The sequence below is a fragment of the Anaerofustis sp. LCP19S3_F7 genome (genome assembly GCF_052119445.1).
GTDB classification, from domain to species: Bacteria; Bacillota; Clostridia; order Eubacteriales; family Anaerofustaceae; genus Anaerofustis; species Anaerofustis butyriciformans.
Genome location: NZ_JBQKFF010000001.1, coordinates 485,089 through 509,689, shown reverse-complemented (window position 1 = coordinate 509,689; position 24,601 = coordinate 485,089). Strand labels below are relative to the sequence as shown.

The following is a 24,601-nucleotide window of genomic DNA, read 5'->3' as shown; positions in this document are numbered from 1 at the left end:
TTTCTTTTCTCCTTTATTATTTCTATTTGTTTCTTATCTACAATATATTATAAGCATTAATGTAAAATTTTCAAGCACTTTTCATTATTTTCCAAAAGAAACAAAAAAAAATATTTTTACATTTTCTCTTTATTGAAAAATAGTATTTTACCCTTAGAAAATGACAATTTATATAAAAAATTTAAAGTTTTATTTACATAATCTTTCATATTGTAAATAAAATTTTTTAATGATATTATATTTTTATGAAAGAAAAAAATAATAAAAAATGGGGAGAAAAGCCTTATTTCTCCCTTGATTACATGTTAAAAGAAAAATTTAATAAAAAAGTTTATAAGGTATCAATTAATGCTGGAATGACATGTCCAAACAGAGATGGAAAAATAGATACAAGAGGATGTATATTTTGCAGCAGAGGAGGAAGCGGAGATTTTGCAGGGAAAAGTAAAGAAGATATACAAACTCAAATTAATAATCAAATAGAAATAATGAAAAACAAATCAACTGTATCTGACTTCATAGCATACTTTCAAGCCTACACAAATACTTATGCTCCAATAGATTACCTGGAAAAAGTGTACACAGAAGCAATATTCCACCCCAATATTATTGCACTTTCTATAGCAACAAGACCGGACTGTTTAGATGACGAGATTATCGAGCTTATAAGCAAATTAAACAAAATAAAACCTGTTTGGATAGAACTTGGTCTTCAAACAATACATGAAAAAACTGCAAAATATATAAGAAGAGGATATGATCTCAATTGTTTTGAAAATGCGGTAAACAAATTAAGAAAAGAAAATATAGATGTTATTGTTCATGCTATTTTAGGACTTCCCGGAGAAGATAGGAAAGATATAATAGAAACAATAGAATACTTAAACAAAAGGGATATACAAGGAATAAAACTCCAACTTCTTCATGTTCTAAAAGACACGGATCTTGCAAAAGATTATATAGAAAATAAATTTAAAGTTTATACAATGGAAGAATACATTGATACTGTAATTGACTGTATTGAACATTTAAGAGAAGATATCGTAATTCATAGAATAACAGGAGACGGCCCCAAGAAAATACTTATTGCTCCCATATGGAGCGGAAACAAAAAGAAAGTATTAAATACCCTGCACCATGAATTCAAAATCAGAGAAGCATATCAAGGTAAAAAGTACAATAAAAATTAATTAAGTATTAGGAAAATTTAAAATACTTATTATGTTTTATATAAATATATAGTGAATAATATATACATAATAAATAAAAAAACACACTACTTTTTGTAGTGTGTTTTTTCATTATATTAATTATTTTTCAAATTCTTCTTTTAATTTTTCACCCCAAGCGCCACCTTGATGATAGAAAAGAACTTGCTCTCTTGTAACGCCTCTGATTTCTTCACTTACCATAGCAAGAGCATCACCCATTGCTAAAGTATTTGTTGTTGAAGTTGTCGCATTTACACCGGTTGGACAAGCTTCTTTTTCTACTCCTATATATAATGCAACGTCACATTGTTTTGCAAGTGTAGATTCGGTATTCCCTGTTAAACAAATCGCTTTTGCACCAATTGTTTTTGCTGAAGGAATAACTAATTCTTTTAAAATATTTGTTTCCCCACTATTTGAAATCGCAATAATAAGGTCATTTGGCTGAATAGCACCAATATCTCCGTTTTCACAGTTGTAAGCACTTAAGAAAAATGCAGGTTTACCTGTACAACAAAGAGTTGCAGCAATTTTTCTACTAATTAAACCTGATTTTCCTGTTCCTGTTAAAATTATTTTACCTTTACAATCAGTTATCATTTCTACGGCTTTAACAAAGTTATCATCAAGAGAATCCATCAATCTTCCAAGTTCATATCTCTCCATTTCAATAACTTTTTTACCTTTTGATATTATTTCGTTTTTTTCCATGATAAACCATTCCTTTTCTGTATTTATATAAATACATTATATCAATTTAAATGTTTTTTTCAATATCTTTCGATTAGTTTCAAAACGAAACTAGAAAATATTACCACTTTATAAAAGTTTTATTAAAATCTTATACTTTTTATATTACGAAAGATAAAAGTAATAATTTTAACAATAATATATTTTCGTTAATTTCATTTAACAGAAACTAAAGGAGAGATTCATTGAATAGAAATAATTATTTTGATAATTTTAACTCAAGAGGTGCAGGATGGAATTAAATAATAAATGTTTTGAAATTTTAAAATTACTTTATGAAAAAGATAACTTCATTTCCATTAAAGATTTAAGTAATTAACTTGGATACATTGAAAGAACAATAAGATACAACATAGAAAAAATAGAAGACATTTGTTTACGAAAAAAATATTTTTTTCTAAAAAAAGACTATAAAAAAGGTATTTGCCTAATAAAAAACGAACAATCGAAAAATTTTTTTAATGAATATGTTAAAAACACACCTGCTTACACATATAAATACACAAAATAAGAAAGATTAATTTTTATAGGCGCTTTTTTGTTAAAAAGCAACGTCTATGTTTCAATGGAACATTTATCAAACAAACTATCAACATCTATAAGTACTATAACAAAAGATTTATTAGAAATAGAAAAATGGTTTAAAAACAGAAATGTATCTCTAATAAAAAAAGCAGGAAAAGGAATAAAATAAATATAGATGAAATAACAAGAAGAGCACTATACAAAGAACTCATGGAAAGCACAATCACTCCGTCAAATCTTGTAAATTACATAAGCAATATTTCCACTCCAAATAAAATAACATCAAAATTGCTTGATGACCTTTTCTTAGATATTGATAAAGAATGCATAATTGAACAAATTCAATATATAGAAAATCAACTTGGAGAAATTTTTTCAGATGAAACATTCTCCTCTCTACTTATTTATCTAACTATGATTGTTCATAGAGTTAAAAACAAGTGCTCATTAAATGCAAATAATGGAGAAACAACATTAAACAATACAATTGAATATACTCTCACTTTGCAAATAATCGAAAACATAAATGAACACTTTAAAATTAATATTCCAAAAGAAGAAATATATTATTTTACAGTCCATCTTTTAGGTGCAAAAGTTATAACAAAAGACACAAAATACGCATTTGAAGAAAATGAAACAAAAGAAATAAAAGAAATAGCCATAAAAATGATTGATGAAATAAGCGAGCTTTATTCAGTAAATTTTGCAATAAAAAAAGATGAAGTGATTGATGGATTAGTAACTCATCTTATACCAACAATATACAGAATTAAATATCAAAAAAAAATTATCAATCCTATTTATGAACAAATGGGAAAAAAAATATTCAAATTTATTAAAAAATACTCAAATCGTATGCAGGCACTTAAACGAATATTTGAAAGAAGAAATAAATGAACAGGAAATATCATATATTGCAATGCATTTTCTTGCTGCTATAAATATAAAAGACAAAAAAGAAACAAACGTTCCTCAAATAATAATTGTATGTGGTTCAGGATATGGAACAGCCCAAGTAATAGCAATGCAAATATCATCTTTATTCAATGTAGAAATAAAAGCCGTTTTATCACAAAGAGAAATCCTTAAAAATTTAAAAATAAAAAATGAATGTGATTACATCATAAGTACTGTGACAATAGCAAATCTAAATAATGTTGAATATATAAAAATAAGTCCCATGTTTAACCACAAAGACTTTTTAAAGATAAATAAATACTTATCGGCAAAATTTATTAAAAGCAAAATAAACTATAGCCAAATGCAAACAGCCGAAAATATTTCAAATGTTGTTATGAAATACAAACCCAAAACAAATAAAAGACAACTCCAATATGAAATATTAATGGAACTTATAAAAGAAAATAACAATATTACAAATTATCCAATATCAGAAGATCTAAATTTAAGCGACATAATACCCCCATCATTTATAAGAATGAATGAGTACTGCAAAACATGGCAAGAAGCAATAGAAAAAGGAACCATGATTCTTGAAGATAAAAAATATATAACTGCCGATTATAAAAAAGCAATAATAAAAATTATTGAGGAAATGGGACCACAGATGCTAATTGTTCCAGGAATAGTATTAGCTCACTTAGCTCCTGGAGAATATTGTAAAAAGCTTGGATTTTCAATAACTACATTAAAAAGAGGTGTAATATTCGGCTATCCAAAACATGATCCTGTAAAAATAATAATAACCTTATCTCTAATTGATGAAAATAAATATAAAAAGCCATTATTACAACTATTTAATTTACTTCAAAACCAACAAAGCAGAAATGTTCTAATAAATGCAAAAACAAAAAATGAAATTTTGGACATAATAAAACATTATTCAAAATAAAAAATAAAGGAGGAGAAAATGAAAGCAGCAATATTTTATGGACGTGGCGATATAAGAATAGAAGAAAGGCCCATGCCTAAATGTCCAAAAGGTGGACTAATAATGAAAGTTTGTTATGTCACTACTTGCGGAACAGACGTAAAAAAAATACAAACGTCCCTATGCAATTGATAGAGGAGAAGGTGAAAACCCTATATTTGGTCATGAAGCAAGTGGTATTGTTTACGAAATCGATGATGAATGCAACGATTTTAAGATAGGAGACAGAATAGTTGCTCATGACGCAACAGCATGTAAAACATGTTACTGGTGTAAAAAGGGCATGAGTAATATTTGCCCAAATATGACAAGGCTTGGAGGAACATGGACAGAATACATAGCAATAGAAAAAGAAATCCTATCAACAAACACATTTAAAGTACCTGAAAATGTACCTTTAAAACTTGCTCCGGCAGTTGAGCCTATGGCATGCGCAATGCACTGTGCAGAAGCAGCTAATGTAAGACTTGGAGATTACGTTGTAGTAAATGGCGCAGGACCATTGGGACTTGGAATAATAAGATATGTTTCAGCAATGGGAGCACAAGTTATCGCTTGCGATATGAGTGAATACAGACTTGAAATGGCTAAAAAAATGGGAGCAAAATGGACTGTTCATGTAACAGAAGATATTGACCAAATTGCAGAAGTTAGAAAACTTACTCCTGACGAAAGAGGTTGTGACGTTGCTATAGAAGCAGTAGGTCTTCCTAAAACATGGGAACTTACAATACCTATGGCAAGAAAAGGCGGATTAGTGTTAGAATTTGCAAGATGTGCTCCAGGAACATCGATCACTGTTGATACAGCATTACTTCACTATTCAGAACTAACAATAAAAGGACTGTTCCATACAACCATCCAACAAATACAAATGGCATTTGATTCAATTGTAAATGGATTAATTCCGGAAGATGTAATGATAACAGGAAACTATACTTTAGATAATTGTGTACAAGCATTAAAAGATCATTCAAATCAAATTGGTATTAAAAATTTAATTAAAATTTCTGATGAAACATTATAAAGAAAGGAGAAAAAAAATGAAAACATTAAAAGTATTAGTAGCATGTGGGAGCGGAATTGCAACATCATCTTATGCTGAAGCAGCAGTAAAAGATATTGCAAAAAATGCAGGCGTAAAAATTGATGTATCAAAAAGTACTATCCAAGAATCAGAAACAAAATCTTACGCTTTTGACGTTGTATTATTTACATCAATTAACTGGTCAAATTTTATTTCTCAGGATAATTTAAACTGTCCTGCTATGTCAGTTGCTCCACTTATCACAGGTTTTGGCGATGAAGAAGTAAAAGAAGAACTAACAAAATTATTTCAAAAATTAAGTAGTGAATAAAAAATTTTAATAGGAGGTAAACAATGAATATTATTTTAAACGTAGTCCAATTTTTATTAGATATGGGTGGAAGTATAATTTTACCTTTCTTTGTAACAATTCTAGGATTAATTTTCGGATTAAAGTTCGTAGATTCTTTTAAAAATGGATTAATGATAGGAGTCGGCTTCGCAGGAATTAATCTAATGCTTAGTTTACTTGTATCAACCGTAGAACCTGCAACAGAATATTATACAAAGCTTGGAACAGGTTTCACAACAGTAAACTTAGGCTGGGATAGTATTGCATCAATGGCTTGGTCTACTAGCTTTGCTTTATGGCTTATCCCTCTTGGATTTATTTTAAACTTTATCTTGGTAAGAACAAAATTTGTAAGAACATTAAACGTAGATATATGGAACTATTACAATGCAATATTAACCTCTGCAGTTACATATTATGTTGCTATTTCTCTTAGCGCATCTGTTCTTCTTGCAAACATACTTGGAATTATCATAGGTTTATTCTTAACTGTTGTTGCTTGTAAAATCGGGGATAAGTTGGCAACTTCTTGGCAGGGATATTTCAATATGCCAAAAGGAGTTACATGTTCAACCCTTGACACTCAGTTAACCCATTATCCTGTTTCATGGATTGGTGCAAAAATATATGACTTAATACCAGGATTAAACAAACTATATTTCGATATCAACAATGTAAACGATAAATATACAGCATAGACAGCTCCTTCAATTGTAGGATTCTTCGTTGGGGCATTGCTTGGAATAATTACAAAACAAGACTTCGGAACAATATTATCAATGGCAATAGGCGTAGCAAGTGTTATAGTTCTTATGCCTAAAATGGTTTCATTATTAATGGACGGATTAGTTCCTTTATCAAATGCAGCAAGAACATTTATGAAGAAAAAACTTGGTAATGATGAAGAAATCCTTATTGGTATGGACGTTTCAATAGGTCTTGGAGACAAAACAGGTATGATCGTAACAATGTTTTTAATGCCAATAACAATCCTACTTGCATTTATTCTACCTAACATTACATTCTTCCCTATAGGATTATTTGGTGGAATGATATGGTCAGGACATGCAGCGGCTTTCGTAGCAAAAGGCAATTTACCTAAAGCAATTTTTGCAGGAACATTCTTACTTGCTTGGACAATATTGTGCTTAAACTTTATGGCTCCTATAGCAACGCAGTTAGCATATGACGTTGGAGTTATCGATTCAATGACACCTCTTATAACTGGTGGTGGATTCCAACAAACACAAGTGGTTATTATTGGTCTTTTAGGAAAATTATTTAGTGGATTTTAATAATTTAATTTAAACGAGGTAATAAAATGAACAAAACAAGAACTTATAAGAATTTCAAAATTATTAGAACAAAAAGGTTTTACAAATGCTTTTCAAGGAAATATATCAATCATAGACAGAGATTTAGGGAAACTATACATAACACCTTCAGGAACAAGAAAACTTACTTTAACAGAAGAAGAATTAGCAGTTTTAGATTTAGATGGAAAACAACTTGAAGGATGCGTAAAGAAATCATCAGAACATAAAATGCATCTTGTAGCTTTAAGATATAGACCTGCTTGCAGTGCAGTAATCCATTGTCACAGTGTTTATTTAACTGCATTTTCAATGTTTGGTAAAACAGTTGATCCAAAATGTCACGAAGAATTTTTACTAACAAGAGGAATCCCTTGCCTTCCTTGGGGTAAAGGAGGAACAGAAGATATTTATAAAGACATGGAAAATGAAATCAAAGAACACGACCTTGTGCTTCTTGGAAATCATGGTGCATTATGCGTAGGCTCTGATTTAGAAAAATGTTTTAAAGTATTGGAAGCTGTTGATAATACTCTAAAAGCATGGGTCCTTGCAATGCAAATTGGAAATGGAAAAGTAGTAGACATACCAATATGGGATGAACTTGTAAAACAAAAAGAAAAAGCAATTCATAACCTTTAAAACTTTATTATATAGGATGTCACCATGCTTAACGACGTAATTGTAATAGATGGAAGCGCTAAAGATTGGAAAGAAGCGATTAAACTAACCTCTAAACAGCTTTATGAACAAGGCTACGTTAAAGAATCTTTTTTTGACGCATGCATCGAAAGAGAAGAAAAATTTCCTACTGGGCTTAATAGTTTTATCCCGGTTGCAATCCCACATACGGATGCTATTCATGTTAATAAACAAGCAATATGCGTTTTAAGATTGAAAGAACCAGTATCTTTTTACAGTTTGGAAGATGCAACCAAAACAGTTGAAGCTGAGTTTATATTTAATATTGCTTTAAAAAGAAATGAAGATCAGTTAAAACTATTAACTGCAATAATAAAAATAGTACAAGACAAAGAATTTCTTTTAAAAGCTAAAAAATTAAAACTTGATGAAATAAAAAAAATGTTTCATCAAAAATGGATAACAGAAGTAAAATAAAAAAACAAAAGGAGAAAACTAATGAAGGCAACGATAAGAAAACCAAACAAAGAGGAATTAGAGTTCATGAGAACATGTGAAACATGGGAACATGAAGCAGGTGTTTTTGATTGGGATTACAAAGAAAAACAAGAAGCATGCCTTATCATCAAAGGTGAAGGACTTGTAAGGGATAAAGAAACAAACGAAATATCTTCTTTTAAAGAAGGTGATCTTGTAATATTTCCTACAAATTGGAACTGTGAATGGGAAATAAAAAAAGATATAAAAAAATACCTTGTCTTTGACCACGACTTCAAGTAATTGTTTTTAATAATATATCCTTTAAAATTAAAAGAAAAAAGAGAGGTTAACCTCTCTTTTTTCTTTTGTATTTATACTACTAACTTATTTTTCTTTTTTTGATAAAAAGAGTAATTATAATAATACCAACTATTGAAATTACTCCTAAACCAATATACCTTCCCATATTATTTCTATCAGAAGTATCTACTCCGCTGTCATTAGTATCATCAGTTATAACAACATTTCTATAATTTGTTATAGTATAACCTTCATAACTTACTTCATATCCATTAGGAACGTAAACTTCTTTTAATGTATAAACAATTCTCTTGTTTAATGAATTATATTCAGGTAAATTTTCAAATACATATTCCCATGTATTTCCTTTTCCTTTTAATGTTGTTTCATCAACATTTACATTATCAGCATAAAGTTCAACCTTAATATTCTTAGGACGAACTTTATCATAATTATCCTTATCATCCCAAACCTTTTTAATAGGAATATTTATTGTATCATTTAATGTATTTGTAATATTATATCCGTCATAAGTTACGGCATATTCATCAGGAACAACCTCTTCAACTTCATAAGTGTACTCTCTTCCACTGTCATCAGTCACAAGAAGCCCTTCAAATTTATATTCCCACTCATCGCCATCTTTACTTATCCATACAGGCTTAATGTCAAGTTTAACTTTATCTTTTCCGTCTATACTTCTAAAGATATTAATTTGTATATCTTCAGGTCTTGTATCATAAACATTTGAACTGTCAAGCCATGTTTTGTTGCCGGATATTTCTTTTTTACCTATATTGGTTATTGTTGTTTTACCATTCTCATCATTATTTAATATGCGATAATCATAATTTTCTATACTTATTCCATCTATTGATAACTCTCTTGCATAGTAAATATATTCATTACCATTTTCATCATATTTAGGAAGAGAATTAAAGGTTGCTTTTATGTTAGTCTTTGTAAGAAGTACCGTCATTTGATTTAAAGTACCACTTTGCATTACAGGTTCACTGTTAGCGTCTCCTATTTCTCCTATCGTCCTATAAAGCCCTACTCTTACAATACCTTGTTTTGCTACATCAACCCCATACCAAATTTTTTCAACACTGTAAGAAGTTGATTCAACATTTGCAAATTCAAACTGAGTATAATTACCTATAGAACTTTCTCTTGTACTTTCTTGAACATATCCACTTGGAACTGTTTCAAAAACTTTATACTGCGTATGTCCGTCAGCATCAAGCTTACTTCCACTTACAACAAGAGGTAAATCATTCCATACTGCTTTCCATTCTTCATATTCGTAATAAGGTTTTGTAGGATTACTTACAGGATTACCTGTTAAAGTTACCTTTGCTTGAGTATTGAAAGATCTCCAAGTTCCATTTGAAGCAAGGTATTTTACTTCCAATGTTACATTAGTTTTTCTTGAAGATGGATTCCACTTCTTCAAAGCATAAACTTTTGTGGAATCAAGAGTATTTGTTACTTGAGTATTACTATCATAAGTTGTTGTATAAGTAATGTTATAAGTATTGTTTCCTCCATTTCCAACAATATCTTCATCTTTTACATGACCATCTATTAAAGTATAATCGCTGCCAAGTTCTCTTACCCTATATTCATATTCATTTCCGTTTACATCAGATTTTAAAAGTCCGCTTACAGTTGTTGTAACACGATTATCTTCTTCTTTATCAGTACCATATATTGTAATAACCATATCTTTACTTGTTTGATTATTTGCATGTATTTCAACATTTTCCCAGTCAGATGAAGCTGTTCTTCTTTGAACTATGAAGTTTGCTTGCCATGTATATCCACTTTGAGAGCTTTTAGGTCTTTGAGAATAAATATTATTATTATCGCCTTCCCAAATCTTCGTAAAATCAAAACTTGTTGTTTCTAATCTGTTATACATAGCCCTTGTAGTATTGTTGTTATATGTTGTTGAAGTGTCATTATAAGTCTGATCTCCCGTAGGAGTTCCTCTTCCATTTGCCCAATATGCAGGAGTAAACATTCCTCCGTTTACAAACTCATATGTATATGAGCTATCATTTCTTTCAATAACATTTATTGTTGTTGGACTTGATATACTGTCACTACCGTAGTGAATTGCTGTTTCTACAATTCGGTATTGAAGTCTCGTAACTTCATTATTTTGAGCATCTTTCTTAACAATAATTCTTGGAAGATTTGCATAACTTTTACTTACTCCCCATATTGTAATATCATTTATTCTTCCGGTTAAACTTCTGTTAAATTTATAACCGTTAAATATAATATTATAATCCACTTCAGTTAAATTATCTTTAAAATATTCTTCCGCAGATTTATAAGTTTTATCTGTACTGTCTATTTCACTTACTTGAAGTTCAAAATCCACTGTAAGATCAAATCCCAAATAATCATTTTCTATTATATTTCCGTCATTATCTACCCAGTTTTTACTATATGGAATACTTGTTGTTATATTATTTGACAAATTGTTCATTATTATATCATTATTGTCCTTTTCTCTTCTATCTTCCGTTACTTTTCCTAAGTAACTATTACCACCTGAAGGAGAAACGATATAATTTAAATCAGCAGAAAGAGTTTCTTTCACAACATATTTCCAAACCATACCATTTGGAGCATATTTTTCAAGCTCACCCATAGCATCACCTGTAATTTCATATGTCCAATTATTTTCACCTTTTTGAGTCCAAGTTATTTTATATAGACTCTCATCAACTTTTTCTTCCGGAATTGAATTTCCTTGTCCTGGTTGTTCATTTGCATATTTATAAAGGGTAAGCTCAATATCATCAGGTCTAAATCCAAATATATCTTTATAGTCATTCCAAACTTTCGTACCTGTAATATTTACCGTATCCCTATTTGTATCAGGGGCATTTATAAATGTTGTCATAGGTGTCGGATCAAATATTGAGTTCACAGGATATAAATTTTGTGCCACATTTCCTAAGTATGTGTCGTTTTTTATACTTGAAATATTTTCAACTTCAAGATCACTGTTAACTACCCATGTATTAAATCCACCAAGATAATCTTTTCTTTCTTCAACAGAGTAAACGTACTTTGATCCATTTGGAGCATATATATCCAAATCTTCAAACACAATTTCTTTTTCAAGAGGGTCAGTTTCCGTACCCGCATCAGAATTTAGTCCAAGCATATGTTTTAAATTATATGCATTTTCAACTTCACTTGATGTCCATACTTTATAAGAAACTTCTTCTTTTTCTGATGTAGTACCATCATTTTTTGTATAAGTTCTATATAAAGTAAATCTTACTCCTGGGAAAGCTTCAGGATCACCATTTTCATCCATTGAAAGTTCTAAAAATTTCTTTATTGAAATTTTCCCTTTTTCGCTATTATATATATTATCAATCAAATACGTATTTTCTATCGGATCATCAAATACATCTCTTTTATCCGGATTTGCACCATTAGACCAATGAATTTCAGTTTCTTTTAATTCGTAAGAGTAAAGCTGCCCTTTATCATTATATTTAGGTATTTTTTTTGCTTCACCATTTCCACCATAAGACACAGAACCATCTTCATCAATAATGTTCTCACCTAAATATAATACCTGGAACAAATAAGAACCTTTAGAATAAATATCAACCCAGTCTTTAACGGTTATAGTAGATACAGGAGTTCCTTCACCACTGTCTCCTGATACTTTTTGATACAAGGTAAACGTTATGCTAGGTAAATCTTCATTTGGATAAGAAGAAGGTACTGCAGACCATATTTTCTGACCTTGAATTGTTAAATTAGAATATATTGTATTTTCAAAGATACCACCTTCAATTAAAGCATAGTTTGCATAATCAGATATGTTTGGCTTATCTTGAACATTTGATAAATCAAGTACATAATCTTCATAAGCACTATCTACTTCATCTCTTGTTCCTAAGTATATAGGTTGATTTCCTGTATCTTCATCAACAACATAATAATTTCCTACTTGATAATCAAATTTTCTAAAATCAATATTTGTTCTTTCAACGGCATAGTACATAATTTCATATCCCAACTCATCATATTTTGGAACATTATTAAAAAGTACTTTCCATTGATTAACAGGATCACTTCCTTCAATATCACTATAAATCCATCTATAGTTTGAAACATATAATGAAGTTTTTTCGGTTATATTTCCATTATCATCTTTTTCATGAGTTACTTGGTAAATATCAAGATATAAATCCATTCTATTTCCGTTTTCATATGCATATTCATCTTTCCATAATTTTTCCCATGTTAATGTTTTAGTACCTGTTAAAGAATTTGTAACATTTATATCTTGATTATCACTCGCAAAATGATCCCCTACAACATAATCGCCATATACAATAGAAGTAGAGTATTGACTATATAAATCATATAATTCTGGATATTTATTTTTTATAGTTGACGAAGCTACTTCATTTCCGTTTTTATCAACCCATACTTCACTTATTTTATAATTTGCTACAGAACCTGATCTATCATATTTTGGAAGGTTAAAGAAATAGCATTTATCCTTTTCACCATCTGCCCATAGAATTTTTTGTGTAGAAGAAACGTTATTTCCTTTATCATCTTCTATAGCAACCTTATTATCAGAATTACCAATAGTTACGGTATCAGTTTCATCAACACCATTCCTTGAAATATCATAATATGATGGAATATCTCCTTCTTCAAAATCCAACTTTAATACTAAAGATAATGATACATTATATTCAGTCTCTATATTTTTTAATTCCTTTTGAATTTCATCTCGAAAAGAACCATCTCCATCAGTCCATGTTTTTTCTACAGTTAAATTAACATTTCCAAGTCTTCTGTTAACAGCTTTATATATCTTTTCTCCGCCTATTTCTTCACTTGTATATTTAACATCATATTTATGATACTTTGTTTGATATTGAATTGATGTATAATTACTATCACCTTCACCTTCATATTCATTAGGAGGTATTGGATTATCATAGTTAGGATTATCTCCTTGATCCATAAAATATGTATCTAAAGGAATATCTGTATCCCCTACTTTTGTTTCTAAAATATACACATCATCTTCATCTAAATTACCTATACCAACATATTTAAACCAAACCCCATCCCCTAAAGTAACTTCATTTATTTTTTCATTAGTTTTTCTGTTGTATACTGAAATTGTAACATTTTCTCTATGAGCAATATCACTATCATCTATCCAGCCTTTTGTAACTAAAATATGATTTCCAGGACCAGGTGCATTAATAATCGTAGACTCATATCCTTCAAGAGTTCTTATTGTTTCCATATTAGGTAGATATGTATTTTTTGCTTCCATAAGTACATATTCATACTGCATCCCCTGTTCATTAAATTCTCTTAAAGGAGTAACTCTAACCATCCAAGGAGAAATTTCTTGTGCATAAATGCCAAGCTCTTTATTTACCAATGTTTTTTCATCATCTACAACACCGTCCATATCAAACGTTGCAATTGGATCTTTATATGTATATTCATTATTTAACATTTGATATATTTTAAAAGAAACTGTTGTACCTTCAGGAGGCTCTGCCTTTTCTCCCTCTGCATTAACCCATTGTTTTATTACATCATATTTAATTGTATTTGCAATTGTATTTGTAATAATTGTATTTTGAGAATTATCTTCATCAATAGAAGGTGTAGAAATAAAGTCAATATCTCTTCCATCCAAATTTAATGTAAAAGAACCCGTTCCATCAGTGTTAGGTTTATAAATGTTTTCTCGATTATCTACAAATACACCACTCTCAACCCATCTATACTCAAGTTCTCTACCTAAATTATCATACTTAGACATTTTCTTTGTTTTAGTATCGGTTAAGTTTTCTGCATAAAAGTCACTCATTACCAGAGTTTGTGATGTATTAGTCCATGTTTCTTGACCTTTTACACGTTTTTGTAATGTAAATTCAACGCTCACATTATCAAAGCCTGACTGGAATGAAGAAGCTTCCCAAATTTTTGTAACCTGAGTTGTAATACTGCCTTTTATTCTATTTGTAATTACACCACCATTATATATAAAATCATTATTACCTACTCTATCTGAAGTATTAGTAGTATCTTTTATTTCTCCATTTATATCGACTCTGTCTGTAATATTTCCACTTTGATCAACACGTCCAAATACTTGCTCATAATTTCCGGCATTATCTCCTTCAAGATACTCTCTTAAAACATAAAAATATTCATATCCTTCAGAATCATATTTTGGAAGTTCACGGCTTCCATTCAATTCAAATATTAAAGTTTGTTCATCAGTATTATTATTTAACTCAATTTCAACCATTGATCCATCATTATTTCTTACAACAGAAGCTGTTGAAAAAGATGTACCTTCACGATATCTCCATAATTGGAAAATACCACTTGGTCGATTTTTCTTCGTTTCAGCAGAACCGTCATCAAGCCAAATTTTTGTTGCTTCATATGTTTTTTTACCAGTTAAAGTTAATATTACGGTTCCTTCACTATAAAGTTTATCTATTTTTAATCCATAATTTGGAGAAGAAGAATTATCATAACTTACATCTAAATAATCTCCTTCCTCAAAAACCTCTTCAACATATACTTTATTATCTACATTACCTGAACTGTCAGGAATTTCTTCTATATAGTAAGTAATCAACGAGCCATCAATATTATATTTCCATGCATCGTCAATAGCTAAAGTCATACTATCAGAATCCGGATGTTCCGTAAAATATGTGTTTTTAAATTCAGAAAGAACATATTCTTGAGTGAATCTACCATTTCCAATATCTATCACAAGTTGAAAATCATTTAAAAGAGTATTACTAACTTCTTCCCAACGTTTATTCTCACCCATCCTTACAACGCATGTAAAACGAATATCTCTTTGCAAAATATAATACCATCCAATATTATTTACAGAAGGATATTGGTCATTATTTTCATCTGTTAAATTAACAACAGAATATCCGTCTATATCTTTTGGTGTTATTTCCCAGCTTACATTATAAGAAGTCTTATTCCCATAAATATTTTCATATGTAACTTTTGATGGTAAAGTCTTATTTCCAGTATAAATAGTATATACACCAACACCAGTGCTATCAACAGATAACTTTGGATAGGTTTGTAAACCTATTTCATTCATATTTTCCGCTGTTAATTCTTTATAATTAACACCATCCAAAGAAAATTTTAATGTTGGTTGCAAATATGAAGATGTACTTGGTCTTATTGAAGACTCATTATTGTTATCCACCCAAAAAATTTCTTTAGAAAAATTTGTTAAATAGCTATTTATTGTAACACTGTCTTCTATAGCTTTGTTTTCTAAACTTTCTGTTTCTTTTAAAGCTTTATTTTCTTTAATATCATTATTTAAATCTTCTTTTTGTTCTTCTTTGGTTATTGTAATTTTATTCGTATTTTTTTCTACATTAACACCATCAATTGCCTCACTGCTTTGTCCCATTGCATTTACTACAATATCATTTTCATCAACGTCAATTGTAAAAGGAAGCGTTAAACTACTTGGCACATTAAATTTATATTGATAAGATAAAGAAGAATTTTCCTTATCAAGTCCAATCACCAAATGAACACTTTTATCTTCTTCCATTTTAGGAAGTATATTATTTCCTAAAGAGTCAAGTCCATTTTCGCTATTTTCTACTTCACTTTTAAAAGCATCTTCATTTAATTTCAATCCATCTTCTGATAATATACCTAAAGCAATTGCTTCATCATTTGTCAAAACAATATCAACACTTACAGAATTAATATCTTTGACATTATCAGTATTAAGCTTAGCTTCAATGTTAAGTATCCCTTCTTGCGAAGAAGTAATTTCACTGTTTTCAAATTCCCAATCTACATATACGTCATTAGTGTCAACTTCTTCAATTATGTTAGAATCTTTTTGTCCATTTGTATCAAAAACATCATCTTGAACTTTTGCAAAAATACTCGAGGGCAATGATGTAAAAATAATTAATAAAGACAAAAAAACACAAAACAACCTATCTTTTAATGTTCTTTTTCGCATAACACTCCTCCATTCCCTATTTTTTCACTGATAAAACAAACTAAAATATATAATTATTAAATAAGTTTAAAATAAATAATTTTGGAACAATAATCATGTATAAATCATATGCACTTTAAACTCAAAAAATACAATAAATATTGTTACAAAGTGTATAAATTAAATTTGTCAAAAAACGTATACAAATTGTAACAGATAGATAATAATACATTTATAATTAACAAAGTATTATTATTTATTTTTTTGTCTTTTTTATTTAAAGTAAATTCTTTTATGTAATATATTTTATTTGCTACATTTTATATATATATTTTATCATAAGTTTAAACGTTTAACTATAATACTTTTATGTAAAAAAATGTACTAGCAGCTAATAATATATATAATTTAAAAAATTATTATGTCTTAATCTATAAAGAAAATTTGAAATAAAAAATTTAAACAAAAAACATATGAATACTGTATGATGATAAAATATTAAAGAAATAAAATTAAAAGTAAACATTATTATGGTGATAACACCATTAAAATTATTTTTTGTTTTTAATATACATTAAAAATATAATATTTGATAATTAAAATGATTTTTAAAAATAATAAAGGGGAAATATTTTTATATTTCCCCTTATTTACTTAATTTAAACAAAGCAGCTTAGACACATTTATATAATAGTGTATATCAGAAGTATCTGCTTTTATATATTTAATTTTTCTCAGATGCCATCTCTTCTTTTTTATTATTCTTAAACATAGTTACTATGGATTGTCTGTTTATTTTTAAGTCTTCTTCTAAAGCTTGAACTGTTGGTTTAACAATCCACCAGCCTTTTTTAGAAGGAATTCTGTATTTACTTGGTAAATTAGGAACATGTTCAACCCATTTATCATAAATTTGCTTTGATAAATCATCAATACTTATAGATGAATTAGTTTTAAGTATTTTTGAACTTTCAATAAATACAAAATCATTAAAATCTTTTGGTATCCATTTTTTCGCACAAACAGCACCATAAAACAGAACACAACCATATAAAAAGCCTATACATCCAATAATATATGTATGCTCAACTATCCATTCATAAATAAAATATAGATGTTCGCCAAAAGACATTCGCATCAGAAAATCTACTATTATTAAATACATTATACGTCTAACTCCTTCTTAGAGAAAATATTCTCTTATAACTTATTATGCTTCTTCTACTTGTTTAGCTAATTCGTCTTGAACGATTTTCATTATTAACTCTTTATCTTTAGATTCATAAATTGATTTTAATTTATCTTCTTGTTGAATTAGAGAAATAACTGTTTGTAACATAGCTAATTGTTGATGTGGTTCTTTTAATGCAAGCATGAATAAAATTGAAACTTCACATTTTTCACCAGCACCAGCCATTACTTCAAAAGTAACAGGTTTTTTAAGTGTAGCAACACAAATACTTTGTTTGTTTACATGTTCAACATCTGTATGAGGAACTGCTACTGCAAAATCTTCTACAGGTAGACCTGTTGCGAATACTTTTTCTCTTTCTTTTACAGCTTCGATATAGCTTTCTTTTACATAACCAAGATCAAATAATTTATGTGCAACTTGATCTAATGCATCTAAATTGCTATCAGCCTCCACATCGAAAAATATTAGATCTTTGTTAAATTCTAAATCTGCCATTGGTATCTCCTCCTTAAACTATCTAAATATAAATAGCTCTTTATATAATTATTTTAATTAATTATAAAAAAAAAAATTTTAAATGTCAATAAGTAAACAGTATACCCTTTTGAACATCATCTTTTAAAGTGCATATATAAACGGTTTTAAAGGTTTAAAAATACAAAAAAATAACATTTTTATATTAAAGTCGATATATTTAGTGTAACAAATGTAATGGTAAAAAAAATTTTGAACAAAAGTACTTTACAATTAAAAACAAATGTTATATAATAACGTTAAATTAATAAGAAACATATCCAGGAGGAAAAAATGAGTCAAGATATTCAAAAATTAAGAGAAGCGATTTGTGATGTAGGACGTAAAATGTACGATAGACAACTTTGTTCTACAAATGATGGAAACATCTCAATTAGATTAGAAGATGGTAACTTCCTAATCACACCAACAGGTGTATCAAAAGGTTTCATGACACCTGACATGATGTGTATCGTTGACAAAGACGGTAACTTAGTAGAAGAAAATGGTCCATGGAAAGGAACAAGCGAATTTAAACTTCACTACAAAATTTACCAATTAAGACCAGACGTAAACGCAGTAGTTCATGCTCATCCATTATATGGTACAGTATTTGCAGCTGCAAACATGCCTTTAGATAAACCAATTTGTACAGAAGCTGCACTTAACTTAGGTGAAATTCCTGTAATCAAATATGGTTTACCAGGAACATTCGATATCTGTGGAGACATCGAAGACTACATCGAATACCATGATGCAGTACTTATGAGATACCATGGTGCTGTTACATACGGTCCTGATGTACTTACTGCTTACTACAGAATGGAAAGCTTAGAATTCATTGCTCAACAAGAATTTGCAGCAAGAGCTATGGGAATCGTTGAAAAAGCTACAATTCCTCAAGATGTTATTGATGAATTATATCAATTAAGAAGAGAAAAATATTCAGCTCCAGATTCAATGGGTCCTCACCACATTGCAAATAAAAAATAATTAATTTTGAATTAAAAGAAAGGCTTTTGCCTTTCTTTTTTTATTATTTAAAATTTTATGTTAAAATATCTATAATAAAAGTATAGAGGTTAATTATGTACAAATTAATACAGGTTGGAAAAAACACTTACTATATAAAAAGTGAAAACAACGTAGGAATTTATAAAATAAGTGATAATGAAATATTTTTAATAGACTGTGCAATGAATGGTATACAAGCAAATAAAATCCTTGAAATTATTAATAAAAATAACTGGGTATTAAAGGGGATAATAAATACTCATGCTCATGCAGACCATATAGGGAACAATAAAATTTTACAAGATAAAACAGGTTGTAAAATATATTCAAGTGAATTTGAAAGCCATTTTATAAAATATACAGTACTTGAACCAGCTTTTATTTATGGAGCATATCCACCAAAGAGAATACAAAAAAAATTTTTAATGGCTACCCCTACTGAAAATTTATCATATAACCTAAAGGAAATCCCAAAGGGAATGGAAATAATTAATCTTCCCGGACATAGTTATGACATGATAGGAATAAAAACCGATGATGATATTTATTTTATTGCAGACAGTCTCTTCCCTATAGAAGCTTTAAATACTTACCATATCCCAACAATATATAACATAGAAGAATTTCTATATACTCTTGAATATTTAAAAACACTAAAAGGAAAACTTTTCATTCCAACCCATGAACAAGCATTAACAGACATAACTGAGCTTATACAAATTAATGAAAATAAAATAAAAGAAGAACTTGACTTAATATGTAAGTTTTTAAAAGTTCCTTTAAGCCTTAATATGATAACCAAAAAGATGTTTGATTATTATAATATTGAAATCAACTTTGTTGAATATAATCTTGTTGAGGGAACAATAAAAGCAATGTTATCTTATTTGATAGATAAAAAGAAAATAGATATAACGTTTAAGGATAATTTTTTATTATATAAATTGAGGAAATAAAATGAAAATAAACAATGAATTTTTAATAACAACAAAAAAAGAAATGGAAGAAAGAGGAATATCCGAGCTTGATTTTATTATAGTCACAGGAGATGCCTATATAGATCACCCATCTTTTGGAACTGCAATAATAGGCAGACATCTTGAAAGCATTGGATTTTCCATAGGTGTTATACCTCAACCAAACTGGAAAGAAAAAGAATCCTTTATGGTGCTTGGCAGACCTAAATATGCTTTCCTTGTAAACAGCGGGAATATAGACAGTATGGTAAATCATTATACGGCATCAAAGAAAAAAAGAAACGATGATGTATATACAGAAGGCGGAGTCGCAGGAAAACGTCCTGACAGAGCCGTAATAGTATATTGCAATATGATAAGAATGGCATACAAAAAAGTTAATATAATAATCGGAGGAATAGAAGCAAGCCTTAGAAGATTTGCACATTATGATTATTGGGACAACAAAGTAAGACACTCCATACTTACAGACTCCACAGCCGATATGCTAACATACGGAAGCGGTGAAAAAATACTGGGAGAAATTGCAACAAGACTAAAAAACGGTGAAAACTTAAAAGATATTACTGATGTTAAAGGCTCTTGTTATATGACCAGTGATATAAGTAACATTAAAGATGCAATTATTATCCCTTCTTATAAAGAAGTATGCGAAGATAAAGAAAAATATAATAAAGCTTTTAAAGTACAATATCAAAACCAAGACCCGATAACAGGCAAAACAATAATACAATTTATGGATAAAACTTATCTTGTCCAAAACTCTCCAATGATGCCCCTAAACAGAGAAGAACTGGATAAAGTATACGGACTGTCTTATGCAAGAAAACCTCACCCTATGTACAAAAAAGAAATTCCAGCAATAAAAGAAATAGAATTTTCTGTAACATCAAATAGAGGTTGCTTTGGTAACTGCTCTTTTTGCGCTCTAACATTTCATCAAGGAAGAATGGTACAGTCAAGAAGTAAAAAAAGCATAATCGACGAAGTAAAATTGCTTACAAAAATAGACGGTTTTAAAGGATATATTCATGATATAGGAGGACCAACAGCAAACTTTAAAAATCCTTCATGTCAAAAACAAATGAAATACGGAACATGTGTTGGGATAAACAAAACTTGCCTATCTCCTTCTCCTTGCAAAAATTTAGAAGTTGATCACAGCGAATTTTTAGATGTGTTAAGAGCGGCAAGAAATGTAAAAAATGTAAAAAAGGTTTTTGTTAGAAGCGGCATAAGATATGATTATCTTCTTTTAGAAAAAGACCCTACGGTTTTAAAGGAACTTGTAAAACATCATATAAGCGGACAACTTAAAATAGCTCCAGAGCATATAAACAATAAAACATTAAAACAAATGGGGAAACCGGGAAGAGAAGTTTACGAAAAATTTGTAGATAAATACAACAAAGTAAACAAAGAACTTGGCATGAAACAATACTTAGTTCCATATTTTATTTCATCACATCCGGGATGTACCATACAAGGAGCATTGGAGCTTGCACTGTATATGAAAAAACATAATATACGACCAAGACAGGTACAGGATTTTTATCCAACACCGGGAACTTTATCAACTTGCATGTTTTATACAGGAAAAAATCCTCTGACAAATGAAAAAGTATTCGTTCCAAAAACATATGAAGAAAAACAAACGCAGAGAGCTTTTATGCAATATTACAAACCTGAAAACAAAGAAAGAATAAGAAAAGCTCTTATAAAAATAGGCAGAACAGATTTAATAGGTCCTTATGAAAACTGTTTGATATTTGAAAAGAGAGAATTTAAAAATAATAAAAACAATAAAAGAAAAACATCTTCTAAAAAATTAACAAACAAAAGCGGCAAAGGAAAACCAAACAGCAGAAAAAGAAGATATAAATAAAAAACATTTTGTGTTTTCACAAAATGTTTTTATTTATTCATAAAAGAATTTATTTCATTTGAAAGTTTCGCAAATTGCTCTATTGTTATGTTTTCAGCTCTTACTTTTTCATCTAATCCAGAATTTATCAAAGCTTGTTTTAACAAATCTTTATTTAAAGATAATCCGTTAGCAAGAGAGTTAAAAACCATTTTTCTTCTGTTTAAAAAGGCAGCTTTAACGACTTTAAAAAATACTTTTTCATCATCAAGTTCAATACCTTCTTTTTTTCTCGGTGTAATTCTAAGCACCGTAGAATCAACCTTTGGCATTGGAACAAATACAGTTTTAGGAACATTAAACAATCTTTCAACATCTGCATAATAATCAACAGCAACCGTAAAAGATGAATAATCCTTTGAATTTACTTTTGCGTTAAGCCTTGTTGCAACTTCTTTTTGAAGCATTACAACAATATTATTAAACTCAACTTCATCTTCCAATACTTTCATAAGAATTGGAGATGTGATGTAATAAGGAAGATTTGAAATAAATTTTATTTTTCTTCCTTCTTTTATTTCTTCAGCTAAAATATCTTTTAAATTAGTTTTTAATATATCTTTATTAATAATTTGTATATTTTCATATTCACTTAAAGTTTCTTCAAGCATCTCAACAGCTCTTGAATCTATTTCAACAGCATACACTTTATATGCTCTATCTGCTAACTTTTGAGTAAGACTGCCCATACCGGGACCAACTTCAAGAACAACTTCGTCATTCTTTAATTCTAAGGCATCTACGATTTTTAGCACTATATTTTCATCTGTTAAAAAGTTTTGCCCTAAATCCTTTTTAAATCTAAAATCATATTTTGATGTTATTTCGTTAATTGTATTTTTATTTGTTGCTTTCATATTTTATTTCCCTATAACACTTCTTACTTCTTTTATGTTAAGCACTTTAGTAAAATATATTAATGCAAAGTAAACAATAATTGCAACAATTATAACAATAACCGTTAAAATACTGTTACTCAAAAATCCTGCAAGGAATGTTTTTAATGCGAAACATATAATCCCCATTACAGCAGCACAGAAAAGATTTTTTATAAAAGCCATACCAAGCCCCTTATATGTTGAGCCCAGGAATTTTTTTATAGCCCTATAATCAAGACTTGCTACAACAAAGTCGGCGCCTAACGTTCCAAGAATTGCACCATATATATTTAATGCTGGAATTTGTATTAATATTACATTTAAAATAAGTTTTATAACACAACCCACAGCCAAGTTTTTAACAGGAACTTTCAATAGTCCAACCCCTTGTAATATCCCCTGCATTGTAGTTGATATCATGGTAAACACTATACCTATAGATAACAATCTAAGCATATTTGCTCCGTTCGCATCACCAAATAATAATGTTGTAACTTCACTTGCCATAACAATAAGACCGGCAATACATGGAAGAGCAAGCATTAAAACTACTTTAAAAGTTAAAAATGTTTTTTGTCTTATCTGCTCTGTATCTTTTCTTACAAAAGATTCAGAAATTGTCGGAACCAAGCTGGCAGCAAGAGATGAAGATAATATAAGAGGTATACTTATAATTGTCTGAGCTCTTTGTGATAATTGTCCCCATAAAATTGTTGCTTCTTCAACACTAAAGCCTGCTTTTTGTAAAAATGCAGAAACAGTAAAAGAGTTAATTAAATTCATTGAAGAAGTAACAAGGGAAGCAATCGTAATAGGAATTGCAATTGCAGCTAAAATCTTAAGTATAGTTTTTACATCTTCAGTAGACTTTGTTTTTTGATTTTTTATTTGTCTTTTTATTCTCGGTCTTATCTTTAAAAAACATAAGAATAAGAATAAACTGGCAACCAAAGCACCGGCAGTAGCACCAAAAGTCGCACCGGCAGCCCCAAATGCAACACCAAATTTTTTATATAAAAATACAGCAAGACCAAGTCCAACAACAACCCTTGTTATTGATTCAACTATTTGTGAAATACTTGGAGGTGTCATATTTTGCATACCTTGGAAGAAACCTTTAAATGATGACAAAATACAAACACAAAGAGGTGCAAATGCCAAACCAAGTATTGAATAATACGTATCTGGATGCCACTTAAATACGGATATGAAAAAATGTGCTCCAAATATCATTATTGCAGTACAAACTGCACCTATTAATGCAAGTGTCGTAATTGCAACTTTAAATACTCTATACGCGCCATCGTATTTTCCTAAACTTATTCTTTCAGAAACCATTTTTGAAATAGCAACCGGAAGTCCTATAACAGAAATAGCAAGTAAAAATGTATATACAGGGTATGCGTTTCCGTATAGCCCCATACCAAAATCGCCAAGAATTCTTACCAAAGGAAGTTTTAAAAACATCCCAAGGAATTTAGCAACTATTCCACCAAAAGCAAGAATAGCAGCTCCTTTTAAATAATTTTTCTTTTTACTAGCACTCAAATTACTTTCCT

The 24,601-nt window shown here is 29.3% G+C and carries 19 protein-coding genes and 1 pseudogene; 14 read left to right on the top strand and 6 right to left on the bottom strand.

Annotated elements, in window-relative coordinates; translation table 11 throughout:
* The first annotated feature begins 245 nt into the window (after window positions 1-245).
* Window positions 246-1,190, top strand: a complete 945-nt coding sequence (locus ACTQYZ_RS02570; RefSeq protein WP_441415962.1) for a TIGR01212 family radical SAM protein — start codon at window positions 246-248, stop codon at window positions 1,188-1,190.
* 120 nt (window positions 1,191-1,310) lie between these two features.
* Here ACTQYZ_RS02570 and ACTQYZ_RS02565 read toward each other — a convergent pair whose 3' ends face one another.
* A complete protein-coding gene (locus ACTQYZ_RS02565) occupies window positions 1,311-1,922 on the bottom strand; it encodes a KpsF/GutQ family sugar-phosphate isomerase (RefSeq protein WP_138268914.1) in 612 nt (203 codons plus the stop codon).
* Between the two features lie 559 nt (window positions 1,923-2,481).
* On the opposite strand from ACTQYZ_RS02565, the gene ACTQYZ_RS02560 reads away from it, so the two are divergent.
* The 10 genes and pseudogenes from ACTQYZ_RS02560 (at window position 2,482) to ACTQYZ_RS02515 (ending at window position 8,494) form a co-directional block, all read left to right on the top strand.
* The gene (locus tag ACTQYZ_RS02560; protein ID WP_441416029.1) at window positions 2,482-2,655 is read left to right on the top strand and encodes a hypothetical protein; all 174 of its coding nucleotides are present in this window, start codon (window positions 2,482-2,484) and stop codon (window positions 2,653-2,655) included.
* 41 nt (window positions 2,656-2,696) lie between these two features.
* Complete coding sequence (locus ACTQYZ_RS02555) at window positions 2,697-3,386, top strand: PRD domain-containing protein (protein WP_441415961.1); 690 nt, start codon at window positions 2,697-2,699, stop codon at window positions 3,384-3,386.
* Entirely contained in the window at window positions 3,292-4,341 is a 1,050-nt protein-coding gene (locus ACTQYZ_RS02550) for a PTS sugar transporter subunit IIA (RefSeq protein ID WP_441415960.1), read from the top strand. Before ACTQYZ_RS02555 ends, ACTQYZ_RS02550 begins: the two co-directional genes overlap by 95 nt.
* Before the next feature lie 18 nt (window positions 4,342-4,359).
* The gene (locus tag ACTQYZ_RS02545) at window positions 4,360-4,512 is read left to right on the top strand and encodes a hypothetical protein (protein ID WP_441415959.1); all 153 of its coding nucleotides are present in this window, start codon (window positions 4,360-4,362) and stop codon (window positions 4,510-4,512) included.
* On the top strand, window positions 4,508-5,407 hold the full coding sequence (locus ACTQYZ_RS02540) for a zinc-dependent alcohol dehydrogenase (protein WP_441416028.1): 900 nt from the start codon (window positions 4,508-4,510) through the stop codon (window positions 5,405-5,407). The genes ACTQYZ_RS02545 and ACTQYZ_RS02540 overlap by 5 nt, the downstream gene beginning before the upstream one ends.
* A 16-nt stretch (window positions 5,408-5,423) precedes the next feature.
* Window positions 5,424-5,738: a PTS sugar transporter subunit IIB gene (locus ACTQYZ_RS02535; RefSeq protein WP_441020727.1), complete on the top strand. Its 315-nt coding sequence runs from the start codon at window positions 5,424-5,426 to the stop codon at window positions 5,736-5,738.
* A gap of 23 nt (window positions 5,739-5,761) precedes the next feature.
* Window positions 5,762-7,054, top strand: a pseudogene (locus ACTQYZ_RS02530) (PTS transporter subunit IIC).
* A gap of 45 nt (window positions 7,055-7,099) precedes the next feature.
* A complete protein-coding gene (locus ACTQYZ_RS02525; protein WP_441416027.1) occupies window positions 7,100-7,714 on the top strand; it encodes a class II aldolase/adducin family protein in 615 nt (204 codons plus the stop codon).
* A 24-nt stretch (window positions 7,715-7,738) separates the two neighbouring features.
* Entirely contained in the window at window positions 7,739-8,191 is a 453-nt protein-coding gene (locus ACTQYZ_RS02520) for a PTS sugar transporter subunit IIA (protein WP_441020731.1), read from the top strand.
* 21 nt (window positions 8,192-8,212) lie between these two features.
* Complete coding sequence (locus tag ACTQYZ_RS02515; RefSeq protein ID WP_441415958.1) at window positions 8,213-8,494, top strand: cupin domain-containing protein; 282 nt, start codon at window positions 8,213-8,215, stop codon at window positions 8,492-8,494.
* A gap of 79 nt (window positions 8,495-8,573) precedes the next feature.
* On the opposite strand, the gene ACTQYZ_RS02510 is transcribed toward ACTQYZ_RS02515, so the two are convergent.
* From ACTQYZ_RS02510 to ACTQYZ_RS02500, 3 genes are all read right to left on the bottom strand, one after another.
* On the bottom strand, window positions 8,574-16,562 hold the full coding sequence (locus ACTQYZ_RS02510; protein ID WP_441415957.1) for a Cna B-type domain-containing protein: 7,989 nt from the start codon (window positions 16,560-16,562) through the stop codon (window positions 8,574-8,576).
* Window positions 16,563-17,265: 703 nt separating this feature from the next.
* Window positions 17,266-17,706, bottom strand: coding sequence for a hypothetical protein (locus ACTQYZ_RS02505; protein ID WP_441020735.1), 441 nt, complete (start codon window positions 17,704-17,706; stop codon window positions 17,266-17,268).
* 45 nt (window positions 17,707-17,751) lie between these two features.
* Window positions 17,752-18,231, bottom strand: a complete 480-nt coding sequence (locus tag ACTQYZ_RS02500) for a PTS sugar transporter subunit IIA (protein ID WP_138268917.1) — start codon at window positions 18,229-18,231, stop codon at window positions 17,752-17,754.
* Between the two features lie 312 nt (window positions 18,232-18,543).
* Between ACTQYZ_RS02500 and ACTQYZ_RS02495 the strand changes: the two genes are divergently transcribed.
* The 3 genes from ACTQYZ_RS02495 to ACTQYZ_RS02485 all read left to right on the top strand — a co-directional run bounded on the left by ACTQYZ_RS02495 (window position 18,544) and on the right by ACTQYZ_RS02485 (window position 22,125).
* Window positions 18,544-19,242, top strand: a complete 699-nt coding sequence (locus tag ACTQYZ_RS02495; RefSeq protein ID WP_329382862.1) for a class II aldolase/adducin family protein — start codon at window positions 18,544-18,546, stop codon at window positions 19,240-19,242.
* 95 nt (window positions 19,243-19,337) lie between these two features.
* On the top strand, window positions 19,338-20,219 hold the full coding sequence (locus ACTQYZ_RS02490) for an MBL fold metallo-hydrolase (RefSeq protein ID WP_441020736.1): 882 nt from the start codon (window positions 19,338-19,340) through the stop codon (window positions 20,217-20,219).
* A gap of 1 nt (window position 20,220) precedes the next feature.
* Complete coding sequence (locus ACTQYZ_RS02485) at window positions 20,221-22,125, top strand: YgiQ family radical SAM protein (protein ID WP_441020737.1); 1,905 nt, start codon at window positions 20,221-20,223, stop codon at window positions 22,123-22,125.
* Window positions 22,126-22,154: 29 nt separating this feature from the next.
* Here ACTQYZ_RS02485 and rsmA read toward each other — a convergent pair whose 3' ends face one another.
* Both rsmA and ACTQYZ_RS02475 read right to left on the bottom strand, forming a co-directional pair.
* A complete protein-coding gene (gene rsmA / locus ACTQYZ_RS02480) occupies window positions 22,155-23,021 on the bottom strand; it encodes a 16S rRNA (adenine(1518)-N(6)/adenine(1519)-N(6))-dimethyltransferase RsmA (protein WP_329382854.1) in 867 nt (288 codons plus the stop codon).
* Window positions 23,022-23,024: 3 nt separating this feature from the next.
* Complete coding sequence (locus ACTQYZ_RS02475; protein ID WP_441020738.1) at window positions 23,025-24,590, bottom strand: putative polysaccharide biosynthesis protein; 1,566 nt, start codon at window positions 24,588-24,590, stop codon at window positions 23,025-23,027.
* Window positions 24,591-24,601: the final 11 nt, after the last annotated feature.